The sequence below is a fragment of the Dactylosporangium sp. NPDC000555 genome, assembly GCF_040300025.1.
In the GTDB taxonomy this organism is placed as follows: domain Bacteria; phylum Actinomycetota; class Actinomycetes; order Mycobacteriales; family Micromonosporaceae; genus Dactylosporangium.
On sequence record NZ_JBEPDB010000029.1, the window covers coordinates 70420 to 88993 of the forward strand.

Here is an 18574-nt window from a genome sequence, read left to right on the forward strand (position 1 = left end):
GACTCCCCCGATGACGAACATCGAGCGACACACCTACGACGTCGTGGTGATCGGTGCGGGCGGCGCCGGGCTGCGGGCCGCCATTGAGGCCCGGCTCGCGGGCAAGAAGACCGCCATCATCTCGAAGTCGCTGTTCGGCAAGGCGCACACGGTCATGGCCGAGGGCGGCGCCGCCGCGGCTATGGGCAACGTCAATGCGAAGGACAACTGGCAGGTGCACTTCCGCGACACGATGCGCGGCGGCAAGTTCCTGAACAACTTCAGGATGGCCGAACTGCACGCCAAGGAGGCCCCGGAGCGCATCTGGGAGCTGGAGACGTACGGCGCGCTGTTCGACCGTACGAAGGACGGCAAGATCAGCCAGCGCAACTTCGGCGGCCACGAGTACCCGCGGCTGGCGCACGTCGGCGACCGGACCGGCCTGGAGCTGATCCGCACGCTGCAGCAGAAGATCGTCTCGCTGCAGCAGGAGGACTACGTCGAGCACGGCGACTACGAGGCGCGGATCCGGGTCTTCCAGGAGTGCACGATCACCGACCTGTTCATCGAGGACGGTGCGGTGTCGGGCGCGTTCGGCTACTACCGCGAGTCGGGCGAGTTCGTGCTGTTCGAGACGGCCGCGATCGTGCTGGCCACCGGCGGCGTGGGCAAGTCCTACAAGGTGACCTCGAACTCGTGGGAGTACACGGGCGACGGGCACGCGCTGGCGCTGCGCAGCGGCGCGACGCTGATCAACATGGAGTTCCTGCAGTTCCACCCGACCGGCATGGTCTGGCCGCCGTCGGTCAAGGGCATCCTCGTGACCGAGTCGGTGCGCGGTGACGGCGGGGTGCTGCGCAACACCGACGGCAAGCGGTTCATGTTCGACTACGTCCCCGACGTCTTCCGCAAGCAGTACGCGGAGACCGAGGAGGAGGCGGACCGCTGGTACTCCGACCCGGACAACAACCGGCGCCCGCCCGAGCTGCTGCCTCGCGACGAGGTCGCCCGCGCGATCAACGCCGAGGTCAAGGCGGGCCGCGGGACGAAGGCCGGGGGCGTGCTGCTCGACATCGCCAGCCGGCTGCCGGCAGAGCAGGTGCGCAAGCGGCTGCCCTCGATGTACCACCAGTTCAAGGAGCTGGCCGACGTCGACATCACCGCGCAGCCGATGGAGGTCGGGCCGACCTGCCACTACGTGATGGGCGGCATCGAGGTCGACGCCGACTCCGCGGCGGCGGCCGTGCCGGGCCTGTTCGCGGCCGGCGAGGTGTCCGGCGGTATGCACGGCTCCAACCGGCTCGGCGGCAACTCGCTGTCCGACCTGCTGGTGTTCGGCAAGCGGGCGGGCGAGCACGCGGCCGCGTACGCCGAGCAGACCAAGCGGCGCAAGCCGTCGGCGGCGACGGTCGACGCGGCCGTGGATTCGGCGCTGGCCCCGCTGCAGCGCGGCGACGGCGGCGAGAACCCGTACAGCCTGCACCACGACCTGCAGGAGATCATGGGCACGCTGGTGGGCATCATCCGCCGCGAGGGCGAGCTGCGCGACTCGATCACGCGGCTGGCCGAGCTCAAGGAGCGGGTCAAGAAGGTCGGAGTCGGCGGCGGCCGACGGTACAACCCGGGCTGGCACTTGGCGCTGGACCTGCGCAACATGCTCATCGTCTCCGAGTGCACCGCGAAGGCAGCGCTGGAGCGCAACGAGTCGCGCGGCGGGCACACCCGCGAGGACTTCCCGAAGATGGACCCGAACTGGCGGCGGATCAACCTGGTCTGCTCGCTCGACGGCGACGACGTCCGGCTGGAGCGCAAGCCGCTGCCGGTCATGCGCTCCGAGCTCCAGGGCCTGTTCGAGCGCAGTGAGCTGGCCAAGTACATGACCGACGAGGAGCTGTGATGGGTACCAAGCGCCACTTCCGCGTCTGGCGCGGCGACGACACCGGCGGCTCGTTGCAGGACTTCCAGGTGGAGGTCAACGAGGGCGAGGTCGTGCTCGACGTCATCCACCGGCTGCAGGCGACGCAGACCCCCGACCTCGCGGTGCGCTGGAACTGCAAGGCCGGCAAGTGCGGCTCGTGCTCGATGGAGATCAACGGCAAGCCGCGGCTGGGCTGCATGACCCGCATGTCGACGTTCGAGGACAACGAGACCGTGACGGTCACGCCGCTGCGCACGTTCCCGGTGGTCCGCGACCTGGTCACGAACGTGAACTTCAACTACCAGAAGGCCCGCGAGCTGCCCGCGTTCGCGCCGCCGAAGGACGTGGCGCCCGGCGAGTATCGGATGCAGCAGGTCGACGTCGAGCGCTCGCAGGAATTCCGCAAGTGCATCGAATGCTTCCTGTGTCAGAACGTGTGCCACGTGATCCGCGACCACGAGGAGAACAAGCGGGCCTTCTCCGGCCCCCGGTTCTTCATCCGGGCCGCCGAGCTCGACATGCACCCGCTCGACGCGCGCACCGACCGCAAGGAGGTGGCCCAGGCCGAACAGGGCCTCGGCTACTGCAACATCACCAAATGCTGCACCGAAGTGTGCCCCGAGCACATCAAGATCACGGATAATGCGATCATTCCGATGAAGGAACGCGTTGTTGATCGGAGGTACGACCCGGTGACCTGGCTTGGGCGCAAGATCTTCCGCCGTGACCAGCTGGACGAGCCGGCCCTGGCGCACTCCTCGCCGGGCAAGGCGTCGGACTCGGGCTCGCACTGGGGCCAGCCGGGCCCCGTCCCGCAGGAGCCCGCGCTCGGCGCCGACGGCAAGCTCACGGTCGCGGAGCTCTACCTGGACCGTGCCGCGGCGGCCTCCCCGTTCGGCGACGACCAGGAATTCCCGTTGCCGCCGGAGAAGCTGCGCTACCAGCACCCGACCGACGGCCACTAGTCACGCATTCACGCAAGAGCCGCGGATCCGCCCGGGTCCGCGGCTCTTCGTGTGTCAGAGGCGCCGCATCGCGTCGACGTACCGGTCGGTCACCCTGTGCTGCACCAGCCGCGCCACCGGGGAGCCCAGCCGCACCCACCACTTCGCCGGCCGGCTGAACGCCCGCACCTCGAACCACACGTCGCCCGTCTCGTCCGTGGAGAGCAGGAACGACTCCTCACCGGTCTCGACGTGCCCGGGCAGCGTGCCGAACCCGAACCCGTAGCGGTCCGGCTCGTCCACCACCCACACGATCCGGCACGGCGCCCACAGCCGCAGCGCGCCGACCCCGATCCCGGCGGAGAACTCCACCCCAAGGGCCACCCGGTCCGCCGAGCTGCGCACCCGCAGCCCCGCGCCGCGCTCCGGCTGCCAGCGCGCCAGGGCGTCGGCGGCCGCCCGGAACAGCTCCGCCCCGGAGCCGAGCCGGACACGCCGAGTGATGTGCTGATAGCCGTCCGGCAGCGGCCCCTCGCGGGTCGCGCCGACCTCGGGGTACGTAACATTCACGGGGTCGAAGGTAACAACGGCTCCAGCGCGTGCACGATCGGCGCGTCGGCCGGGAGCCAGGGCACGCTGTCCAGCTCGCCGACGGCCAGCCAGCGCAGGTCGCTGTGCTCCAGCGGAACCGGTTGCGCGCCGTTGACCAGGGTCGCGACGTACACCCGGAGAATCGCCGTGCCGCCGAGCATCTCGATGTCGTCGCCGACCCGGAGCCCCACCTCGACGTCGACCCCGAGCTCCTCCTGGCACTCTCGGACCAGGGCCTGCTCCTCGGTCTCCCCGGGATCGACCTTGCCCCCGGGAAACTCCCATTTACCGGCCATTTCGGGCGGTTGGGCACGCTCGCACGCCAGTACGCGACCATCGGAGATGATCGCTGCCCCGACGATGATCCTTGGCATCACCCGTTCGGTCTGCACAGGCAACCAGGGTGCCAGATCGAAATGAAGTTCTGGTGGCCGGCTCTGCCCTGTTGTTCACCAGACGCGGGAAATGTGGCCGTGGACAGATCCACCGGTTGCTAGTCAGACTTGCATACACCGTTGATGACGGGCAGGCTTCGAAACGGCCACAAGCCGGCAACGATGCCGTGGGAGGGTAGGTCGACATGCGGGCACGGTGGAACGACGATCATCGTGACTATCTCAGCGATGCGCTGGCATTACTGCAGGGCTGGACGCACGACGGCGGCGAGATCCGCCGGACGCTGCATCTTGACGATTCCCAGCATGCGGCACTCACCGAGCGAATGAAAGTGGTCGCCGACGCGGTCGGCGTCCGCCCGGACGTTCGCCGCCTGGACGGCCGCACGCAGATCCGCCTCCGCCTCCGCGTCCCCGGCACCACCGACTCGGACCTCTCCCCGGGCGAGGTCACACTGGCCGCCCGCATCGAGGACCTGTACAAGAACATCATCGCCGGCGCCGCCTGATTCCGGCTCGGGCCGCGTCACCTGCGGACCGCTCCTCCCGTGAGCGCCTGGTCTGGGTCGGAATCGCGAAGCCGACCGAGCCAGACTGGGCGAAGCGGGCCGTGGCCTGCCTGAAGGGCGGCCCCGACCCTGCCAGGTCCGCGGTGCCAAGAACACAAGCGCCGGCCAGACGGTCGCGTCACCGATGGTCATCGGGCCGCCCAGGACGCAGCGTCACCGCCACGACGTCGCCCTCGTTGATGCCCTCCGCCTCCCTGACGGCGACCTTGAGCGGAATCAGATAACGGCCGTCCTTGGGGAAGAGCGCCGTGCTGAACTCCGTGTCCCCGATGACGACGCACACCGGAACCTGGCCCCAGTAGATCAGCGATCGCGCCTCATCCTTGAGTTCGGCGCTGTCAGACTGCGACATGGCCACGAAGAAATACGGCGCCGGTCCGCGCCACTCGATGACCTCACCGTCGAACACCCACTCCACGGTGGCTCAGAACCTCAAGCAATCTTGAGCGGCTGGATGGCGTCGAGTTCCGCCTGGATCTGGTCCTCTTCAACGTCCAGGTTGTACGACATCGCTAGACGTTGAACCGGAACTCCACGACGTCGCCGTCCTGCATGACGTACTCCTTGCCCTCGATGCGGACGCGGCCGGCGGCCTTCGCGGCGTTCATCGAGCCGGCCGCCATCAGATCCTCGAACGAGACCACCTCGGCCTTGATGAAGCCGCGCTGGAAGTCCGAGTGGATGACGCCCGCGGCCTCCGGGGCCGTGGCGCCGATCGGGATCGTCCAGGCGCGGGCCTCCTTCGGGCCGGCGGTGAGGTACGTCTGCAGCCCCAGCGTGCGGAAGCCCACCCGGATCAGCTGGTGCAGGCCGGGCTCCGGCTGGCCGATGGAGGCCAGCAGCTCGAGGGCCTCGTCCTCGTCGAGGTCGGTGAGCTCCGACTCGATCTTCGCGTCGAGGAAGATGGCCTCGGCCGGCGCGACGAGCGCGCGCAGCTCGTCGAGGAACGCGGGGTCGGCTAGGCCGGCCTCGTCCACGTTGAACACGTACAGGAACGGCTTCGCGGTCAGCAGGTGCAGCTCGCCGAGCTCGGAGACGTCGAACCCGGCCGCGTACAGCGTGGTGCCCTCGTTGAGCAGCTCCCCCGCGGCCTTCGCGGCAGCGGCGACGCCGGCCCGCTCCTTGCGGACCTTCGCCTCCTTCTCCAGCCGCGGCAGCGCCTTCTCGATGGTCTGCAGGTCGGCGAGAATCAGCTCGGTGTTGATCGTCTCGATGTCATCGCGCGGCGAGACCTTGCCGTCGACGTGCACGACGTTGGGGTCGGAGAACGCGCGCACCACCTGGCAGATGGCCGACGCGTCACGGATGTTCGCGAGGAACGCGTTGCCGCGCCCCTGCCCCTTCGAGGCCCCACGCACCAGCCCGGCGATGTCGACGAACGACACCGGCGCTGGAATGACCTTCTGCGAGCTGTACAGCTCGGCCAGCCGCCCGAGCCGCCCGTCGGGCAACCCGACGACGCCGACGTTGGGCTCGATGGTCGCGAACGGATAGTTCGCGGCGAGCGCGTCCCCCTTGGTCAGGGCGTTGAACAGGGTGCTCTTACCCACGTTGGGCAGGCCGACGATGCCGATGCTGAGTGCCACGACACGTCAGCTTACGCAATGCTGTTTCTAGCTTGGCGCTCGCTTCGCTCGGGCGCTGCCGGGGGGTTCCCACCCCGGAGCCCCCCATGCCGCTGCGCGGCACCCTTTGCCTGCGCTCCGCGCCCCTGCGTCCCGGTTGCGGTCCCGTAACGGCGCTCGGCGCACCACCTCACCCCCTCTTGCGGGCGCCTTCGGCGCATGCACGCCAGGCCGGCTCCTAGCCTGGCGCTCGCTTCGCTCGGGCGCTGCCGGGGGGCCCGTCCCGGAACCCCGCGGGAAGACCGCGGTGGTCAGGCCAGGTGGATGCCCAGTTCCGCGGTGAGGGCGGCGAAGGCTCGGGCGGCCTCGCCGAAGTGGCGCGGGCCGGACAGTACGTCCGGGCGGGACGGGTCGGCCAGGTGGGGCTCCAGCGAGGCGAAGCCGGTCCAGCCGTCGTCGCGCAGGGCGGTCAGGGTCTCGCGCAGCTCGCCGTCGCCGTGTCCGGCCGGCACCTCCGTGCCGTCTGCGGCGCGGGCGTCCTTGACCTGCAGATACGCCACGTACGGGCGCAGCATCGCGTAACCGTCGGTGAACGGGCGCACGCCGACCTGCACGAAGTTGGCGTTGTCCCAGGCCAGGCGCAGGGCCGGCGAGCCGACGGACTCGACCAGGTCGAGCACCCGTTCGGGCACGTCGCCGTAGATGGCCTTCTCGTTCTCGTGCACCAGCACCACCGACTCGCGCTCGGCCACGTCGGCGAAGGCACGCATCCGGCGCAGCACCGTGTCGCGGGTCGCGGCGACGTCGACGCCGTCGGGGCGGTAGAACGAGAACAGCCGCACGTACGGCGCGTCGAGCCGCCGCGCGACCGCCACCACGCGTCCCAGCCGGCGTAGCTCGGTGTCCGGGTCGTCGTAGACGCCGGTCTTGCCGATCGGCGACGCGATCGCCGAGACCGCCATCCGGTGCCGCGCCAGCAGGTCCGCCAGCCGCGCGACGTCCTCGTCGGACATGTCGGCCACGTTGACGCCCCAGCCACTGCGCAGCTCGACGTGCGCCGCGCCAAGAGCCGAAAGCACCTGCAGCTGTACCGCGGGATCCGCGTCGATCTCGTCACCGAACCCGGACAGCCTCCACTGCGTCATGGCTCATTATGAACAGATGGAAGCCGATGCGGTGGCGCGCACGACCCGCCCGGGCACCGTCGACGGGATCGCGCGGCAGCTGCGCGAGCTCGGCCTGCCGCAGGGTGCGACGGTCATCGCCCACTCGTCGCTGTCCCGGCTCGGCTGGGTGGCCGGCGGCGCCCAGGCCGTGGTGCTCGCGCTGCTGCGGGCCATCGGGCCGGACGGCACGCTCGTCATGCCGGCCCACTCGCGGCACCTGACGGAGCCCGCGGACTGGGGCAACCCGCCCGTGCCGCCGGACTGGTGGGCGACCATCCGCGCCGAGACGCCGGCCTACGACCCGCGCACGACGCCGACCGCGTACATGGGGGCGATCGTCGAGTGCTTCCGCTCCTTCCCCGGCGTGCTGCGCAGCGCACACCCGACGGTCTCCTTCGCCGCGCTCGGGCCGCTGGCCGCGCGCATCACCGAGGGGCACGAGCTCGACGACGGGCTCGGCGAGGGCTCGCCGCTCGCCCGGCTCTACGAGGCGGACGCCTGGGTGCTGCTGCTCGGCGTCGGGCACGACAACAACACCTCGCTGCACCTGGCCGAGTACCGGACCGAGGTGCCCGGGCGGTACCTGCGGCAGGGATCGCCCATGCTGGTCGACGGGGAACGGCGCTGGGTGGCGTATCGCGAGCTCGCCGACGACACGTCGCTGTTCGAGCCGCTCGGCAAGGACTTCGCGGAGATCACCGGCGGCGAGCGGACCGGCCCGGTCGGCGCAGGCGTCGCCCGCCTGATGCGCCAGCGCGAGCTCGTCGACTTCGGCGAGCGGTGGCTGACCCGGCGCGGCACGCACTGACGGGCCGGCGGGAGGTGTAACGGAAAACCCTCGTGATCCGCACCTTTCCGTCGGTGGCCCGGACGGTACCCCCTTTGCCCGGTCCGCCCACCCCCTGGGCCGCGTGCGCCGTCAGTCCTCCACCTGCACGGCGTCGCGGCCCACCTCACACTCCGGGTTCTCCGTGGGCTAGGCCTGCGCGAGAGGGTCGTCGTAGCGCACCGTCTCGAACCGCCCGTCGTGGTCGCTGTCGGTGACGGTGTAGTCGCGGCGACCGTCGCCGTCGACGTCGCGGGCGATGTAGTCGGCGACGCCGTCGTGGTCGGTGTCGCGCACGTCGGTGTCGATGTTGCCGTCGTTGTCGAGGTCGGCCACGACCCGGTCGAACCGGCCGTCGCCGTTGGTGTCCAGCACCGCCACGTCCTTGTCGCCGTCGTTGTCGGTGTCGATGAACACCGCGTCGATCCGGCCGTCGCCGTCGAGGTCGCGCAGCTCGGTGTCGAGGGTGCCGTCCCCATCGGTGTCGATCGCGTAGCGGTCGACCCGGCCGTCGCTGTCGTCGTCGTACGCGACGATGTCGGCGGTGCCGTCGCCATCCGTGTCGATCGCGTAGATCGTCTCGCCGTGCTCGCCGTGCATCGTGACGACGTTCGGCTCAGCGGCGGACAGTTCGTCCGCCGGCCCGTCGCCACCGGCCGGCGCGAGGGACGCGTCACCCTGTGCGCTGCCGGTCTCAGGCCCGGAACCGTACTCGCTCATCGGCGCCTCCGTCTCGTGTTCCGCGTGTTCGGTGGCCACCACAGTAGGCGGTCGGGGCGACGGAACATACGCGTCCGAAAACCGCCAGTCGCTGCCCCGCGCACGGGGCAGGATGGAGTCGTGGAACTCGACTTCGAAACCTGTCGCAAGGCGGCGATCAGCCGTGACTCGCGCTTCGACGGCGTGTTCGTCACCGCGATCAAGTCGACCAAGATCTATTGCCGGCCGTCCTGCCCGGCGATCACGCCGAAGGCGGAGAACGTGCGCTTCCTGCCGACTGCCGCGGCCGCGCAGCGCGAGGGCTACCGGGCCTGCCTGCGCTGCCGGCCCGACGCGGCGCCGGGCTCACCCGACTGGGACGTGCGCGGCGACGTGGTCGGGCGCGCCATGCGGCTCATCGCCGACGGCGTCGTCGATCGCGACGGCGTACCGGGGCTCGCCGGCCGGCTCGGCTACACCGAGCGGCACCTGCACCGGATGCTCACCGCGGAGGTGGGTGCCGGCCCGCTGGCGCTGGCCCGGGCGCAGCGCGCGCAGACCGCGCGGGTGCTCATCGAGACCACCGGGCTCGGGCTGGCCGAGATCGCCTTCGCGGCCGGGTTCGGCAGCGTGCGGCAGTTCAACGACACCATCCGCGAGATCTACGGGCGCACCCCGTCGCAGTTGCGCGCCCGCCGCGGCCGGCCGGCGCCCGCTCCGGGTCAGTCCGCGCGAAGCCCCATCGAGCCGGACCTGACCTTGCAGGACGAGGGCGTGATCTCGGTGCGACTGCCGTTCCGGGCGCCGCTGCACGCCGAGTCGCTGCTGTCGTTCCTGCGTGATCGGGCGGTCGACGGCATCGACGCGGTCGACGACGAGGGGTACCACCGCAATCTCCGCCTGCCGCACGGACCCGGGCGCGCCACGCTCGTGCCGCGGGCCGGCCATGTCGCGGCCACCCTGCACCTGGCCGACGTGCGCGACCTCGCACCCGCGGTGGCTCGCTGCCGGCGGCTGTTCGACCTCGACGCCGATCCGGTCGCCGTGGACACGGTGCTCGGCGCCGACCCCGCCCTCGCGCCCGTGGTGCTCAAGGAGGAGGGGGTACGCGTGCCCCGCGCGACCGACGGCTTCGAGATCGCGGTGCGCGCCGTCGTCGGGCAGCAGATCTCGGTCGCCGCGGCGCGCACGGTGCTGCGCAGGCTGATCGCCGCCGACGCCGGGCTGTTCCCGACCGCGGAGGAACTGCTGGCCCTGCCGGACGAGGCGTTCTCGATGCCCGAGTCGCGCCGGCGCACGCTACGCACGCTGGCCGCCGCGGTGGCCACGGGCGAGCTCGACCTCGACGGCGGCGGGGACCGCGCGGAGACCGTCGAGCGACTCAGGGCGCTGCCCGGGATCGGGGACTGGACCGCGCAGTACACCGCGATGCGTGCCCTCGGCGACCCGGACGCGTTCCTGCCGACCGACCTGGGGGTGCTGCGCGGCGCGCGGGCCGCCGGGCTGCCCGACACACCGAAGACCCTGGCCGCGCACGCCGAGCGCTGGCGGCCCTGGCGTTCCTACGCCGCGATCCGACTCTGGAGGATGCAGTGAGCACGTACTACACGACGACCGACACCCCCGCCGGCCCCTTCACGATGATCGTCGACGCGGACGAGGCCGTGCTGGCCAGCGGCTGGACGAGCGACGTGCGCGCGCTGGCGCTGCTGACGCCGGCGACGGCCAGGCTGACCGGGCAACCGAAGCATCGCGGGCAACTGGGCCTGCCGTCGAAGGCGCTCCAATCCTATGTGGACGGTGACCTCACGGCGATCGATGACGTGCCCGTGCGGCAGCACAGCGGCGAGTTCCTCAACCACGCGTGGGAGGTGCTGCGCAAGGTGCCGGCCGGGGCGCCGGTCACCTACACCGAGTTCGCCGCGCGGGCGGGGCGGCCGGCGGCGGTGCGCGCGGCCGCGATGGCGTGCGCGCGCAACGCGGCGGCCTTGTTCGTGCCGTGTCACCGGGTGCTGCGCCTGGACGGCACGCTCGGCGGGTTCCGCTGGGGCCTGCCGGTCAAGCGGTGGCTGCTCGATCATGAAGCCATCTGAATATCGGTTGGCGCCGATGTGATTCGCACGTACGTTTGACCCATGCCGACGACCGCCGCGCCCGCCGAGGCGCGGCGGTCCATCCGGGGCCGGGCCGACGCCCTCTGGCGCATGCGGGTCTACCTGAAGCCGTATTACGCGCTCACCGCCTGGTCGATGGTCGCCGCCGTGCTTTCCACCGCCGCGAGCCTGGCCATCCCGCTGCTCATCCAGCGCGTGGTCGACGGGCCGGTACGCCACGGCGACACCCGCGGGCTGTTCCTGCTCGGTGCGCTCGCGGTCGCGCTCGGCGTCTGCGAGGGCGCGCTGAGCTTCATCCGCCGCTGGGCGCAGTCCGCGTCGTCGGTCGGCATGGAGGCCCGGCTGCGCGAGGACCTTTACGCGCACCTGCAGCGGCTGCCGATCGAGTTCCACGACCGCTGGCAGTCCGGGCAGTTGCTGTCGCGGGCCACCTCCGACTTGTCCTCGATCCGGCGGTTCCTGTCGTTCGGGCTGTTCTTCTTCGTGCTCAACCTCGCGACGTACATCGCCGTGTCCGTCCTGTTGATCCACCTGTACTGGCCGCTGGGCGTGTTCGTGGCGCTCAGCGCGATCCCGCTGTTCCTGATCGCGCGCCGGTTCACCGGACGATACTTCGCCGCCTCCCGCGAGCTGCAGGACTCCCTCGGCGACCTGACCACCCGCATCGAGGAGTCGGCGCAGGGCATCCGGGTGATCCGCGCGTTCGGCCGGCGCGACCACATGAGCGCGCAGTTCGCCGGCGGTGCGCGGCACGTACACGACCTCGGCGTCGGCAAGAGCCGGATGGTGGCGCGCACGCTGTCGCAGTTCGACCTGGTGCCCAACGTCACGCTCGCGGTGGTGCTCGTCGCCGGAGCGGTCGCGGTCTCCGAGGGGCGGCTGACGGTCGGCACGCTGGTCGCGTTCGTCGCGCTGCAGGTGATGCTGGTCTGGCCGATCGACATCCTGGGCTGGATCGTCGCCAACGCGCAGGAGGCGATGAGCGCGGCCGCGCGCATCTACGAGGTCATGGACGCCCAGCCGTCCATTGCGGACCGCCCCGGCGCGGTCTCGCTGTCCACGGCGCGGGGGCGGCTGCGCTTCACGGGCGTCGAGTTCGGCTACGAGCCGGGCCGGCCGGTGCTGCGCGGCATCGACCTGGAGGTCGAGCCGGGCGAGACGGTGGCGGTCGTCGGGTTGACCGGCAGCGGCAAGACGACGCTGGTGTCGCTGGTGCCGCGGCTGTACGACGTGGACGCCGGGAGCATCACCATCGACGGGCACGACGTGCGCGACATCGGGCTCGACTCGCTGCGGCGCATCGTCGGCACCGCGTTCGAGGACCCGACGCTGTTCTCGATGAGCGTGCGGGAGAACCTCACCCTGGGCCGCACCGACGCCAGCGAGGCCGAGATCGCCGAGGCGCTGGACATCGCGCAGGCGCGCTTCGCCTACGACCTGCCATGGGGCCTGGACACCCGCATCGGCGAGCAGGGCCTGTCGCTGTCCGGCGGGCAGCGACAGCGCCTCGCCCTGGCCCGGGCGGTGCTCGGCCGCCCACGGGTGCTGGTGCTGGACGACCCGCTGTCCGCGCTCGACGTGCACACCGAGGCCCTGGTCGAGTCGGCGCTGTCCACGGTGCTCGCCGGGACCACCGCGCTGCTCGTGGTGCACCGGCCCTCGACCATCGCGCTGGCCGACCGTGTCGCGTTCCTCGACGGCGGCCGGATCGCCGCGATCGGGACCCATTCGCAGCTGCTCGCCTCGTGCCCCGGCTACCGGGACGTGCTTGCCCGGCAGGACGTCGTCGATGCTTGACGTCCAGCAATGGCGGGGCACCGCGACGGAGGAGCCCGACCCGACCCAGCGCGTCGCGAGCCGGCGGCTGCTGGGCTCGCTGCTGCGCCCCCACCGCCTGGCGATCGCCGCGCTCGTCGCACTGCTGCTGGCCCAGAACCTCGCCGGAATGGCCGGGCCGTATCTGGTGAAGCTGGGCATCGACCGGGGCATCGGCCACCCGCCGGCGCTCGTGCTCGTGACCACGCTGTTCGGGCTGGCCACCGTGCTGGAGTTCGGCACGCGGCGGGCGTTTCTGGCGATGTCCGGCCGGGTCGGCAACGCCGTGCTGCTCGACCTGCGCACCCGCGTCTACGACCACCTGCAGCGGCTGTCCATCGGCTTTCACGAGCGGTTCACGTCGGGCCGGGTCATCGCGCGGCTCACCAGCGACGTGGACAACATCTCCGAGCTCGTCGACGGCGCCCTCGACGACCTGGTGCTCGCCGCGCTGTCGGTGCTGTCCGTGGCCGGGATCCTGCTCTGGCTCGACCCGCCGCTGGCGCTGGTCACGCTGGCGTCGTTCCCGTTCCTGCTGTGGCTGTCGCGCTGGTTCCAGCGGGCCAGCGCGCGGGCGTACCGCCGGACCCGGGAGACGATCGCGCTGGTCATCATCCACTTCGTGGAGTCGCTCGGCGGCATCCGCGCGGTGCAGGCCTTCCGTCGCGAGCGGCGCAACGACGAGATCTTCGCCGCGGTGAACGGCGACTACCGGCGGGCGAGCGTGCACGCGCAGCGGCTCGTCGCGACGTACTCGCCGGCCATCAAGACGATCGGCAACGTCTCGATCGCGGTGGTGCTGACCTATGGCGGCTGGCGGGTGCTGCACGGGCGCACCGAGGTGGGCGTGCTGGCGGCGTTCCTGCTGTACCTGCGCCGCTTCTACGAGCCGATGCAGGAGCTGTCGCAGTTCTACAACACGCTGCAGTCGGCCACCGCCGCGCTGGAGAAGCTGGCGGCGGTGCTCGACGAGCGGCCGGCCGTGCCCGAGCCGCGCTCGCCGGTGCGCCTGGCCGACCCGCGCGGCGAGCTGACCTTCGACGGCGTCTCGTTCGCCTACGACACCGGGCGGCCCGTGCTGCCGGCGCTCGACCTGCTCGTGCCGGCCGGGCAGACGGTCGCGCTGGTCGGCGCGACCGGCGCGGGGAAGTCGACACTGGCCAAGCTCGTGGCCCGGTTCTACGACCCGACCGGGGGCAGCGTCACGCTCGACGGCGTCGACCTGCGCTCGCTCGCCGAGGATGACCTGCGCCGCGCGATCGTGATGGTGACCCAGGAGAACTACCTGTTCTCCGGCACCGTCGCCGCCAACATCGCCTTCGGCCGGCCGGGGGCCTCGCGCGCCGAGGTCGAGGCGGCAGCGGCCGCGATCGGCGCGGACGCGTTCATCCGTGCCCTGCCCGACGGATACGACACCGACGTGCGCAAGCGCGGCGGCCGGCTCTCGGCCGGGCAGCGCCAGCTCGTGGCCTTCGCGCGGGCCTTCCTGGCCGACCCCGCGGTGCTGATTCTCGACGAGGCGACGTCGTCGCTGGACATCCCGAGCGAGCGGCAGGTCCAGCGGGCGCTGCGGACGATCCTGGCATCCCGGACGGCGCTGGTGATCGCGCACCGGCTGTCCACGGTGGAGATCGCCGACCGGGTGCTGGTCATGTCCGGCGGGCGCATCGTCGAGGACGGGCCACCGTCCGCCCTGATCGGCGGCGGCGGGCATTACGCGGAGCTGCACGCGCAGTGGCGCGACTCGCTGTTGTGAGTGTCGGGTAATTGACAGCTCCCCCGGCCGACCGGCATGAATGGCGGGCTCGGCGGCGTCGATCTACCGTGGACGCCACGGTTCGTGGGAGGATTCGCGTCACGCTACGGATCTCGGCTAGTCGCCCGCAGTGATCTTCGGGAGGTTCTCGGGTTTGAACGTCGGAGGTTTCTCGGGGTCGAACGTCGCGAGTGAAGAGGACCGATGACTGGCGGACGATGGAGTGCTCAGACCCGATTTCTCGTCGTGTTCGTCGGGCTCGCCCTGGTAGCCCTGGGCGTGCTGACGACGGTGCAGTTCCGCAGCACCGCCGGCGCCGCGGCGCTGGTGGGCGCGGGCGTGCTGGTCGGGCTGGCGGGGCTGTCCGGCGGCGCGATCGTGGTTCGCTCCGGCGATCGTGAGGAGCGGCTCGCCTCCGCCGGCCGGGCCCAGCAGGACGGCGACGCCGAGGGCGCCTACGACCGGTTCGTGCAGCTGATCCGCGGCCACGCCCCGCAGGCGATCGCCTACCACGAGGGCGCCAACGCCGCGCTCTACGAGGCCGCCGGGCGCGAGGGGCAGAAGCTGCAGCCCGTCTTCGGGTACTTCCTCGGCCCCATCGCCATGTCCGAGGCGCACATCATCGTGGACGTCCGGGCCGGCACCGGCTTCTCCATCGCGCGCATGCAGGCGACCCTGCAGGCGCTGCTGGTCGGCCCGACCGCGGCGTTCCAGGCGGCGCTGGTCATCGTCAACGCCTCCCCGGACGACCCGATCCTGAGCTCCGTCCGGCAGCTGAGCACCGCGCTGGACCGGCCCGTGGCCGTGGTCGCGTGGCGGATCGGCGACCACTCCGACGCCATCTCCGAGGCGATCGTCTCGCTGCGCCACGAGCTGCGCCGGCGCGACCACGAGTCCCCGATCGACGTGCCGGCCGAGGTCCTCGACGAGCCGGACGTGTTCGAGCCCGTGCGGATCCCGAGCCGCCCGACCGCCCCGCCCCAGCCGCCGCATCCCCAGCCGCCGATCTCGATCCCCGTCCAGCAGCCGGCCCGCGTGGACGACGCCTTCTACGGCGCTCCCATGGCGGACCACCTCGACAACGCGACCGACCCGGTCGGGTGGCCGGCCCCGGAGCCACGCCGCCGCCCCTCCCCCACGCCCCACGTCTACGACGACTCCGCGACCTGGCAGCGCGCGACCGACCTGCACTGGCGCGGGCAGCTACAGGAGGCCGAGGAGGCGTACCGCGAGATCGTCGAAGCCCGCGCCCACGCCCTCGGCTGGGACCACCCGGACACGCTCACCGCCCGCGACCAGCACGCGACCGTCCTGCGCGACCTGGACCGGCTGGCCGAGGCCCTCGTCGAGTGTGACGAGGCGCTCACCGCGCGGATGCGCATCCTCGGCGAGGACCACCCGGACACGCTGACCAGCCGCAGTCACCTGGCCACGATCTACCACCAGCTGGGTGACCTGATCCGGGCCGAGGCCGAGCACCAGCGGGTCCTGGAGTCGCGCACGCGCGTGCTGGGCGTCGGCCACCAGGAGACGCTGATCTCGCGCAGCAACCTCGCCAAGGTCTACCAGGACATGGGCGAGCTCGACCGGGCGATCGAGGAGCACCGCACGGTCATGCGTGCCCGGGCCCAGCTGCTCGGCCCGGAGCACCGCGACACGCTCATGAGCCGCAGCCTGCTCGCGTCGGCGCTGCACCACGCGGGCCGGCTCCCGGACGCCGAGGCCGAGCACCGGGCGGTCCTCGGCAGCCGGCTGCGCCTGCTGGGCCCGGTCCACCTCGACACGGCCGTCTCGCGCCACCGCCTCGCGAGCGTGCTGCACGACCTGGGCCGGCTGGACGAGGCCATCACCGAGTACCGCGCGGCCCAGACCGTCTACGCCGAGCTCCTCGGCCCGACGAGCCCCTTCGCCCGCGCCGCGGCGTCGGACCTGTCCCTGGCCGAGCAGGCGTTCCGCGGGGCGCACCGCTACTGAGGCTCTCGGCACCGCGATTGTCCGGGCGCCGCAGCGCCCGGATCCCCGCTTAGAAGTCGCCGCCGAAGTCGCCGAAGTCGCCGAAGCCCGCGTCGCCCCAGTCGCCGCCGTCTCCGCCGTCGCCACCATCGAAGTCGCCGTCGCCGACGGCTTGGTCGAAGCCCTGGTCGTAGCCCTGGTCCAGGCCCTGATCGAAGCCGGCGTTGTACGCGGCGTCGTAGCCGTGGTCACCCCAGCTCGAGTTGAACAGCGCGTCGAAGACGAGGACCGAGCCGATGCCCCACGCGCCGGCGACGAGGGCCGTCTTCCACCAGGGCTCGGAGTACCAACCGGCCGGGACGCCGCGGCCCGCGACCGCGCCGCCCGGGTAGTAGTAGGGGGTCGTGTCGCCGGCCTGGGGGCTGGCGCGATACGTGTGCCCCTGGACGGCGATCTCGCGCTCCTTGGTGATCTGCCCCGCCCGCGCGCCGGCCAGCGCCGGAAGGTCGGGCCCCGCGTCGAGGCCCATCGCGGTGCGGGCCGCCCGGATGTAGGCGAGCCCCTCCAGCGAGGTCTCGCGGGCAAGGTCGTACTGCTTCAGGCTCGTCGCCCGCTCCAGCTGCCCGCCCGCGGCGTTGTACCGCTCGCTCGCGTCCACCAGCGCCTGCTTGACCGCCGGCTCCTCGCCGGAGAGGTTCATCAGCTGCCCACCGAGGCGCTCATACCACCGAAGCGCCTCCTCCCGCGCATCGGCCAGCTGCTGCGCCTCGCGCTTCCTGCGCCCGAAGCCGAACACCGTCACCACTCCAACCAGGACGAGTAACCCATGCGTCGACGGTACCGGTTTCTGTCATACCCCTACGGCATGCTGAATAGCGTGGATCTCCTCCTCCTGCTCATCGGCCTCCTCGCCGGCGCCGCCCTCGGCTGGTATGTCGCTCGGTCACGCTCCGCCATCGACGTGGCAAAACTGCAGGCCACGCTGCAAGCGACCCGCGATGGCGAGGCGCGCCTGGAGGCGTCGCTGCGCAGCCTGACCCTCGAGGCCCGCGGCCAGACCCAGGACGCCGTGGCCGACGCGGTGACGCCGCTGCACGAGGCGCTGCTGCGATACGAGCGACGGGTGGCGGAGCTGGAGCGCGACCGCGTCGGCGCGTATGAGTCGCTGCGCGAGCAGGTGCGTGCCATGCACGAGGTCTCCGGCGAGCTGCGCACCGAGACCCACCGCCTGGTCGCCGCCCTGCGCGCCCCCACGGTCCGCGGTCGCTGGGGCGAGCACCAGCTGCGCCGCATCGTCGAGGCCGCCGGGATGCTCGAGCACTGCGACTTCGAGGAGCAGGTGAGCGTCGCCACAGACGCCGGCGTGGTGCGCCCCGACCTGATCGTGCGCCTGCACGGGGGCCGTCAGGTGGTGGTGGACGCGAAGGCGCCCCTGGAGGGGTATCTGTCGGCGCTGGAGGCCCCCGACGAGCAGACCCGCACGGCCCGCCTGACCCAGCACGCCCGCCACCTGCGCACCCACGTCGACGCGCTGTCCGCGAAGTCGTACTGGTCGGCCTTCGAGCCGGCACCCGAGTTCGTGGTCCTGTTCGTCCCCGCCGACACGTTCCTGGACGCGGCCCTCCAGCACGACCCGGCCCTGCTCGAGCACGCCTTCGCCCGCAATGTGGTCCTCGCCACACCCGCCACGCTGGTCGCCCTGCTGCGCACCATCGCCTACGCGTGGCGCCAGGACTCCCTGACGTCCAACGCCCTGGCCGTCCACCAGACGGGCCGCGAGCTGTATGCCCGCCTGAGCACCATGGGCGAGCACCTGTCGAAGGTCGGCACGTCGCTGTCGACGGCCGTGTCGTCGTACAACCGGGCCGTTGGCTCCCTGGAGGCCAGGGTTCTGGTCAGCGCCCGCAAGCTGGCCGAGCTCGGTCTGAGCGCCGAGGAGCTGCCCGCGCCACCGCAGGTCGAGGCGGCTCCGCGCCAGCTCCAGGCCCCGGAGCTGGTCGACAGCGAGTACAAGGCCCTGCTCGCCGCCCTCCGCGAGGACCCGCCGCAGTGACGCCGCGCCCGCCGGGCCGTCCCGGCCGAGGCCGACGCCGACTCGGGCCGCGTCGCTCGCTGACCGCTCCTGCCGCGAGCGCCCGGCGCGGGGCCGAGCCAGACCGGGCGAAGCGGCCGGCGCGGGGCCGAGCCAGACCGGGCGAAGCGGCCGGCGCGGGGCCGAGCCAGACCGGGCGAAGCGCCCGGCGCGGGGCCGAGCCAGACCGGGCGAAGCGGCCGGCGCGGGGAA

The 18574-nt window shown here is 71.9% G+C and carries 17 protein-coding genes; 10 read left to right on the top strand and 7 right to left on the bottom strand.

Annotation, left to right across the window (positions count from 1 at the left end):
• The first annotated feature begins 10 nt into the window (after positions 1-10).
• Together ABT297_RS19380 and ABT297_RS19385 are read left to right on the top strand one after the other, a co-directional pair.
• Complete coding sequence (locus tag ABT297_RS19380) at positions 11-1876, top strand: fumarate reductase/succinate dehydrogenase flavoprotein subunit (protein ID WP_350551192.1); 1866 nt, start codon at positions 11-13, stop codon at positions 1874-1876.
• Positions 1876-2862 carry a succinate dehydrogenase/fumarate reductase iron-sulfur subunit gene (locus ABT297_RS19385; RefSeq protein ID WP_350551194.1) on the top strand — a complete coding sequence of 329 codons (987 nt, stop codon included), beginning with the start codon at positions 1876-1878 and terminating at the stop codon, positions 2860-2862. Before ABT297_RS19380 ends, ABT297_RS19385 begins: the two co-directional genes overlap by 1 nt.
• Positions 2863-2916: 54 nt before the next feature.
• Here the strand turns inward: ABT297_RS19385 and ABT297_RS19390 are convergent, their stop codons facing one another.
• Together ABT297_RS19390 and ABT297_RS19395 are read right to left on the bottom strand one after the other, a co-directional pair.
• A complete protein-coding gene (locus ABT297_RS19390) occupies positions 2917-3411 on the bottom strand; it encodes a DUF1990 domain-containing protein (RefSeq protein ID WP_350551197.1) in 495 nt (164 codons plus the stop codon).
• The gene (locus ABT297_RS19395) at positions 3408-3806 is read right to left on the bottom strand and encodes a (deoxy)nucleoside triphosphate pyrophosphohydrolase (RefSeq protein ID WP_350551242.1); all 399 of its coding nucleotides are present in this window, start codon (positions 3804-3806) and stop codon (positions 3408-3410) included. The genes ABT297_RS19390 and ABT297_RS19395 overlap by 4 nt, the downstream gene beginning before the upstream one ends.
• A gap of 206 nt (positions 3807-4012) precedes the next feature.
• On the opposite strand from ABT297_RS19395, the gene ABT297_RS19400 reads away from it, so the two are divergent.
• Positions 4013-4336: a pterin dehydratase gene (locus ABT297_RS19400; protein WP_350551200.1), complete on the top strand. Its 324-nt coding sequence runs from the start codon at positions 4013-4015 to the stop codon at positions 4334-4336.
• 178 nt (positions 4337-4514) lie between these two features.
• Here the strand turns inward: ABT297_RS19400 and ABT297_RS19405 are convergent, their stop codons facing one another.
• From ABT297_RS19405 to ABT297_RS19415, 3 genes are all read right to left on the bottom strand, one after another.
• Positions 4515-4805: a DUF1905 domain-containing protein gene (locus ABT297_RS19405; RefSeq protein WP_350551202.1), complete on the bottom strand. Its 291-nt coding sequence runs from the start codon at positions 4803-4805 to the stop codon at positions 4515-4517.
• A gap of 103 nt (positions 4806-4908) precedes the next feature.
• Positions 4909-5982: a redox-regulated ATPase YchF gene (gene ychF, locus ABT297_RS19410; protein ID WP_350551205.1), complete on the bottom strand. Its 1074-nt coding sequence runs from the start codon at positions 5980-5982 to the stop codon at positions 4909-4911.
• Positions 5983-6272: 290 nt separating this feature from the next.
• Positions 6273-7106, bottom strand: a complete 834-nt coding sequence (locus ABT297_RS19415) for a sugar phosphate isomerase/epimerase family protein (RefSeq protein WP_350551208.1) — start codon at positions 7104-7106, stop codon at positions 6273-6275.
• A gap of 16 nt (positions 7107-7122) precedes the next feature.
• Between ABT297_RS19415 and ABT297_RS19420 the strand changes: the two genes are divergently transcribed.
• Complete coding sequence (locus tag ABT297_RS19420) at positions 7123-7935, top strand: AAC(3) family N-acetyltransferase (RefSeq protein WP_350551210.1); 813 nt, start codon at positions 7123-7125, stop codon at positions 7933-7935.
• Between the two features lie 168 nt (positions 7936-8103).
• Here the strand turns inward: ABT297_RS19420 and ABT297_RS19425 are convergent, their stop codons facing one another.
• The gene (locus ABT297_RS19425; RefSeq protein ID WP_350551213.1) at positions 8104-8673 is read right to left on the bottom strand and encodes a hypothetical protein; all 570 of its coding nucleotides are present in this window, start codon (positions 8671-8673) and stop codon (positions 8104-8106) included.
• A gap of 120 nt (positions 8674-8793) precedes the next feature.
• Between ABT297_RS19425 and ABT297_RS19430 the strand changes: the two genes are divergently transcribed.
• The 5 genes from ABT297_RS19430 (at position 8794) to ABT297_RS19450 (ending at position 16311) form a co-directional block, all read left to right on the top strand.
• On the top strand, positions 8794-10248 hold the full coding sequence (locus ABT297_RS19430; protein WP_350551216.1) for an AlkA N-terminal domain-containing protein: 1455 nt from the start codon (positions 8794-8796) through the stop codon (positions 10246-10248).
• A gap of 44 nt (positions 10249-10292) precedes the next feature.
• Positions 10293-10745, top strand: coding sequence for a methylated-DNA--[protein]-cysteine S-methyltransferase (locus tag ABT297_RS19435; protein WP_350551244.1), 453 nt, complete (start codon positions 10293-10295; stop codon positions 10743-10745).
• 42 nt (positions 10746-10787) lie between these two features.
• A complete protein-coding gene (locus ABT297_RS19440; protein ID WP_350551219.1) occupies positions 10788-12563 on the top strand; it encodes an ABC transporter ATP-binding protein in 1776 nt (591 codons plus the stop codon).
• Positions 12556-14337: an ABC transporter ATP-binding protein gene (locus ABT297_RS19445; protein WP_350551221.1), complete on the top strand. Its 1782-nt coding sequence runs from the start codon at positions 12556-12558 to the stop codon at positions 14335-14337. Before ABT297_RS19440 ends, ABT297_RS19445 begins: the two co-directional genes overlap by 8 nt.
• Positions 14338-14541: 204 nt before the next feature.
• Entirely contained in the window at positions 14542-16311 is a 1770-nt protein-coding gene (locus ABT297_RS19450; protein ID WP_350551224.1) for a tetratricopeptide repeat protein, read from the top strand.
• 49 nt (positions 16312-16360) lie between these two features.
• Here ABT297_RS19450 and ABT297_RS19455 read toward each other — a convergent pair whose 3' ends face one another.
• Positions 16361-17092, bottom strand: a complete 732-nt coding sequence (locus ABT297_RS19455; RefSeq protein ID WP_350551226.1) for a hypothetical protein — start codon at positions 17090-17092, stop codon at positions 16361-16363.
• A 63-nt stretch (positions 17093-17155) separates the two neighbouring features.
• On the opposite strand from ABT297_RS19455, the gene ABT297_RS19460 reads away from it, so the two are divergent.
• A complete protein-coding gene (locus tag ABT297_RS19460; RefSeq protein ID WP_350551229.1) occupies positions 17156-18343 on the top strand; it encodes a DNA recombination protein RmuC in 1188 nt (395 codons plus the stop codon).
• The last annotated feature ends 231 nt before the right edge of the window (positions 18344-18574 follow it).

What these genes read in the sequence shown, in the direction of transcription:
- ABT297_RS19380 (WP_350551192.1), top strand. Translation starts at nt 11, where the DNA reads ATGACGAACATCGAGCGACACACCTACGACGTCGTGGTGATCGGTGCG.
- ABT297_RS19385 (WP_350551194.1), top strand. Translation starts at nt 1,876, where the DNA reads ATGGGTACCAAGCGCCACTTCCGCGTCTGGCGCGGCGACGACACCGGC.
- ABT297_RS19395 (WP_350551242.1), bottom strand. Translation starts at nt 3,806, where the DNA reads ATGCCAAGGATCATCGTCGGGGCAGCGATCATCTCCGATGGTCGCGTA.
- ABT297_RS19400 (WP_350551200.1), top strand. Translation starts at nt 4,013, where the DNA reads ATGCGGGCACGGTGGAACGACGATCATCGTGACTATCTCAGCGATGCG.
- ABT297_RS19415 (WP_350551208.1), bottom strand. Translation starts at nt 7,106, where the DNA reads ATGACGCAGTGGAGGCTGTCCGGGTTCGGTGACGAGATCGACGCGGAT.
- ABT297_RS19420 (WP_350551210.1), top strand. Translation starts at nt 7,123, where the DNA reads ATGGAAGCCGATGCGGTGGCGCGCACGACCCGCCCGGGCACCGTCGAC.
- ABT297_RS19425 (WP_350551213.1), bottom strand. Translation starts at nt 8,673, where the DNA reads ATGAGCGAGTACGGTTCCGGGCCTGAGACCGGCAGCGCACAGGGTGAC.
- ABT297_RS19435 (WP_350551244.1), top strand. Translation starts at nt 10,293, where the DNA reads ATGATCGTCGACGCGGACGAGGCCGTGCTGGCCAGCGGCTGGACGAGC.
- ABT297_RS19440 (WP_350551219.1), top strand. Translation starts at nt 10,788, where the DNA reads ATGCCGACGACCGCCGCGCCCGCCGAGGCGCGGCGGTCCATCCGGGGC.
- ABT297_RS19445 (WP_350551221.1), top strand. Translation starts at nt 12,556, where the DNA reads ATGCTTGACGTCCAGCAATGGCGGGGCACCGCGACGGAGGAGCCCGAC.
- ABT297_RS19450 (WP_350551224.1), top strand. Translation starts at nt 14,542, where the DNA reads ATGACTGGCGGACGATGGAGTGCTCAGACCCGATTTCTCGTCGTGTTC.
- ABT297_RS19460 (WP_350551229.1), top strand. Translation starts at nt 17,156, where the DNA reads ATGCTGAATAGCGTGGATCTCCTCCTCCTGCTCATCGGCCTCCTCGCC.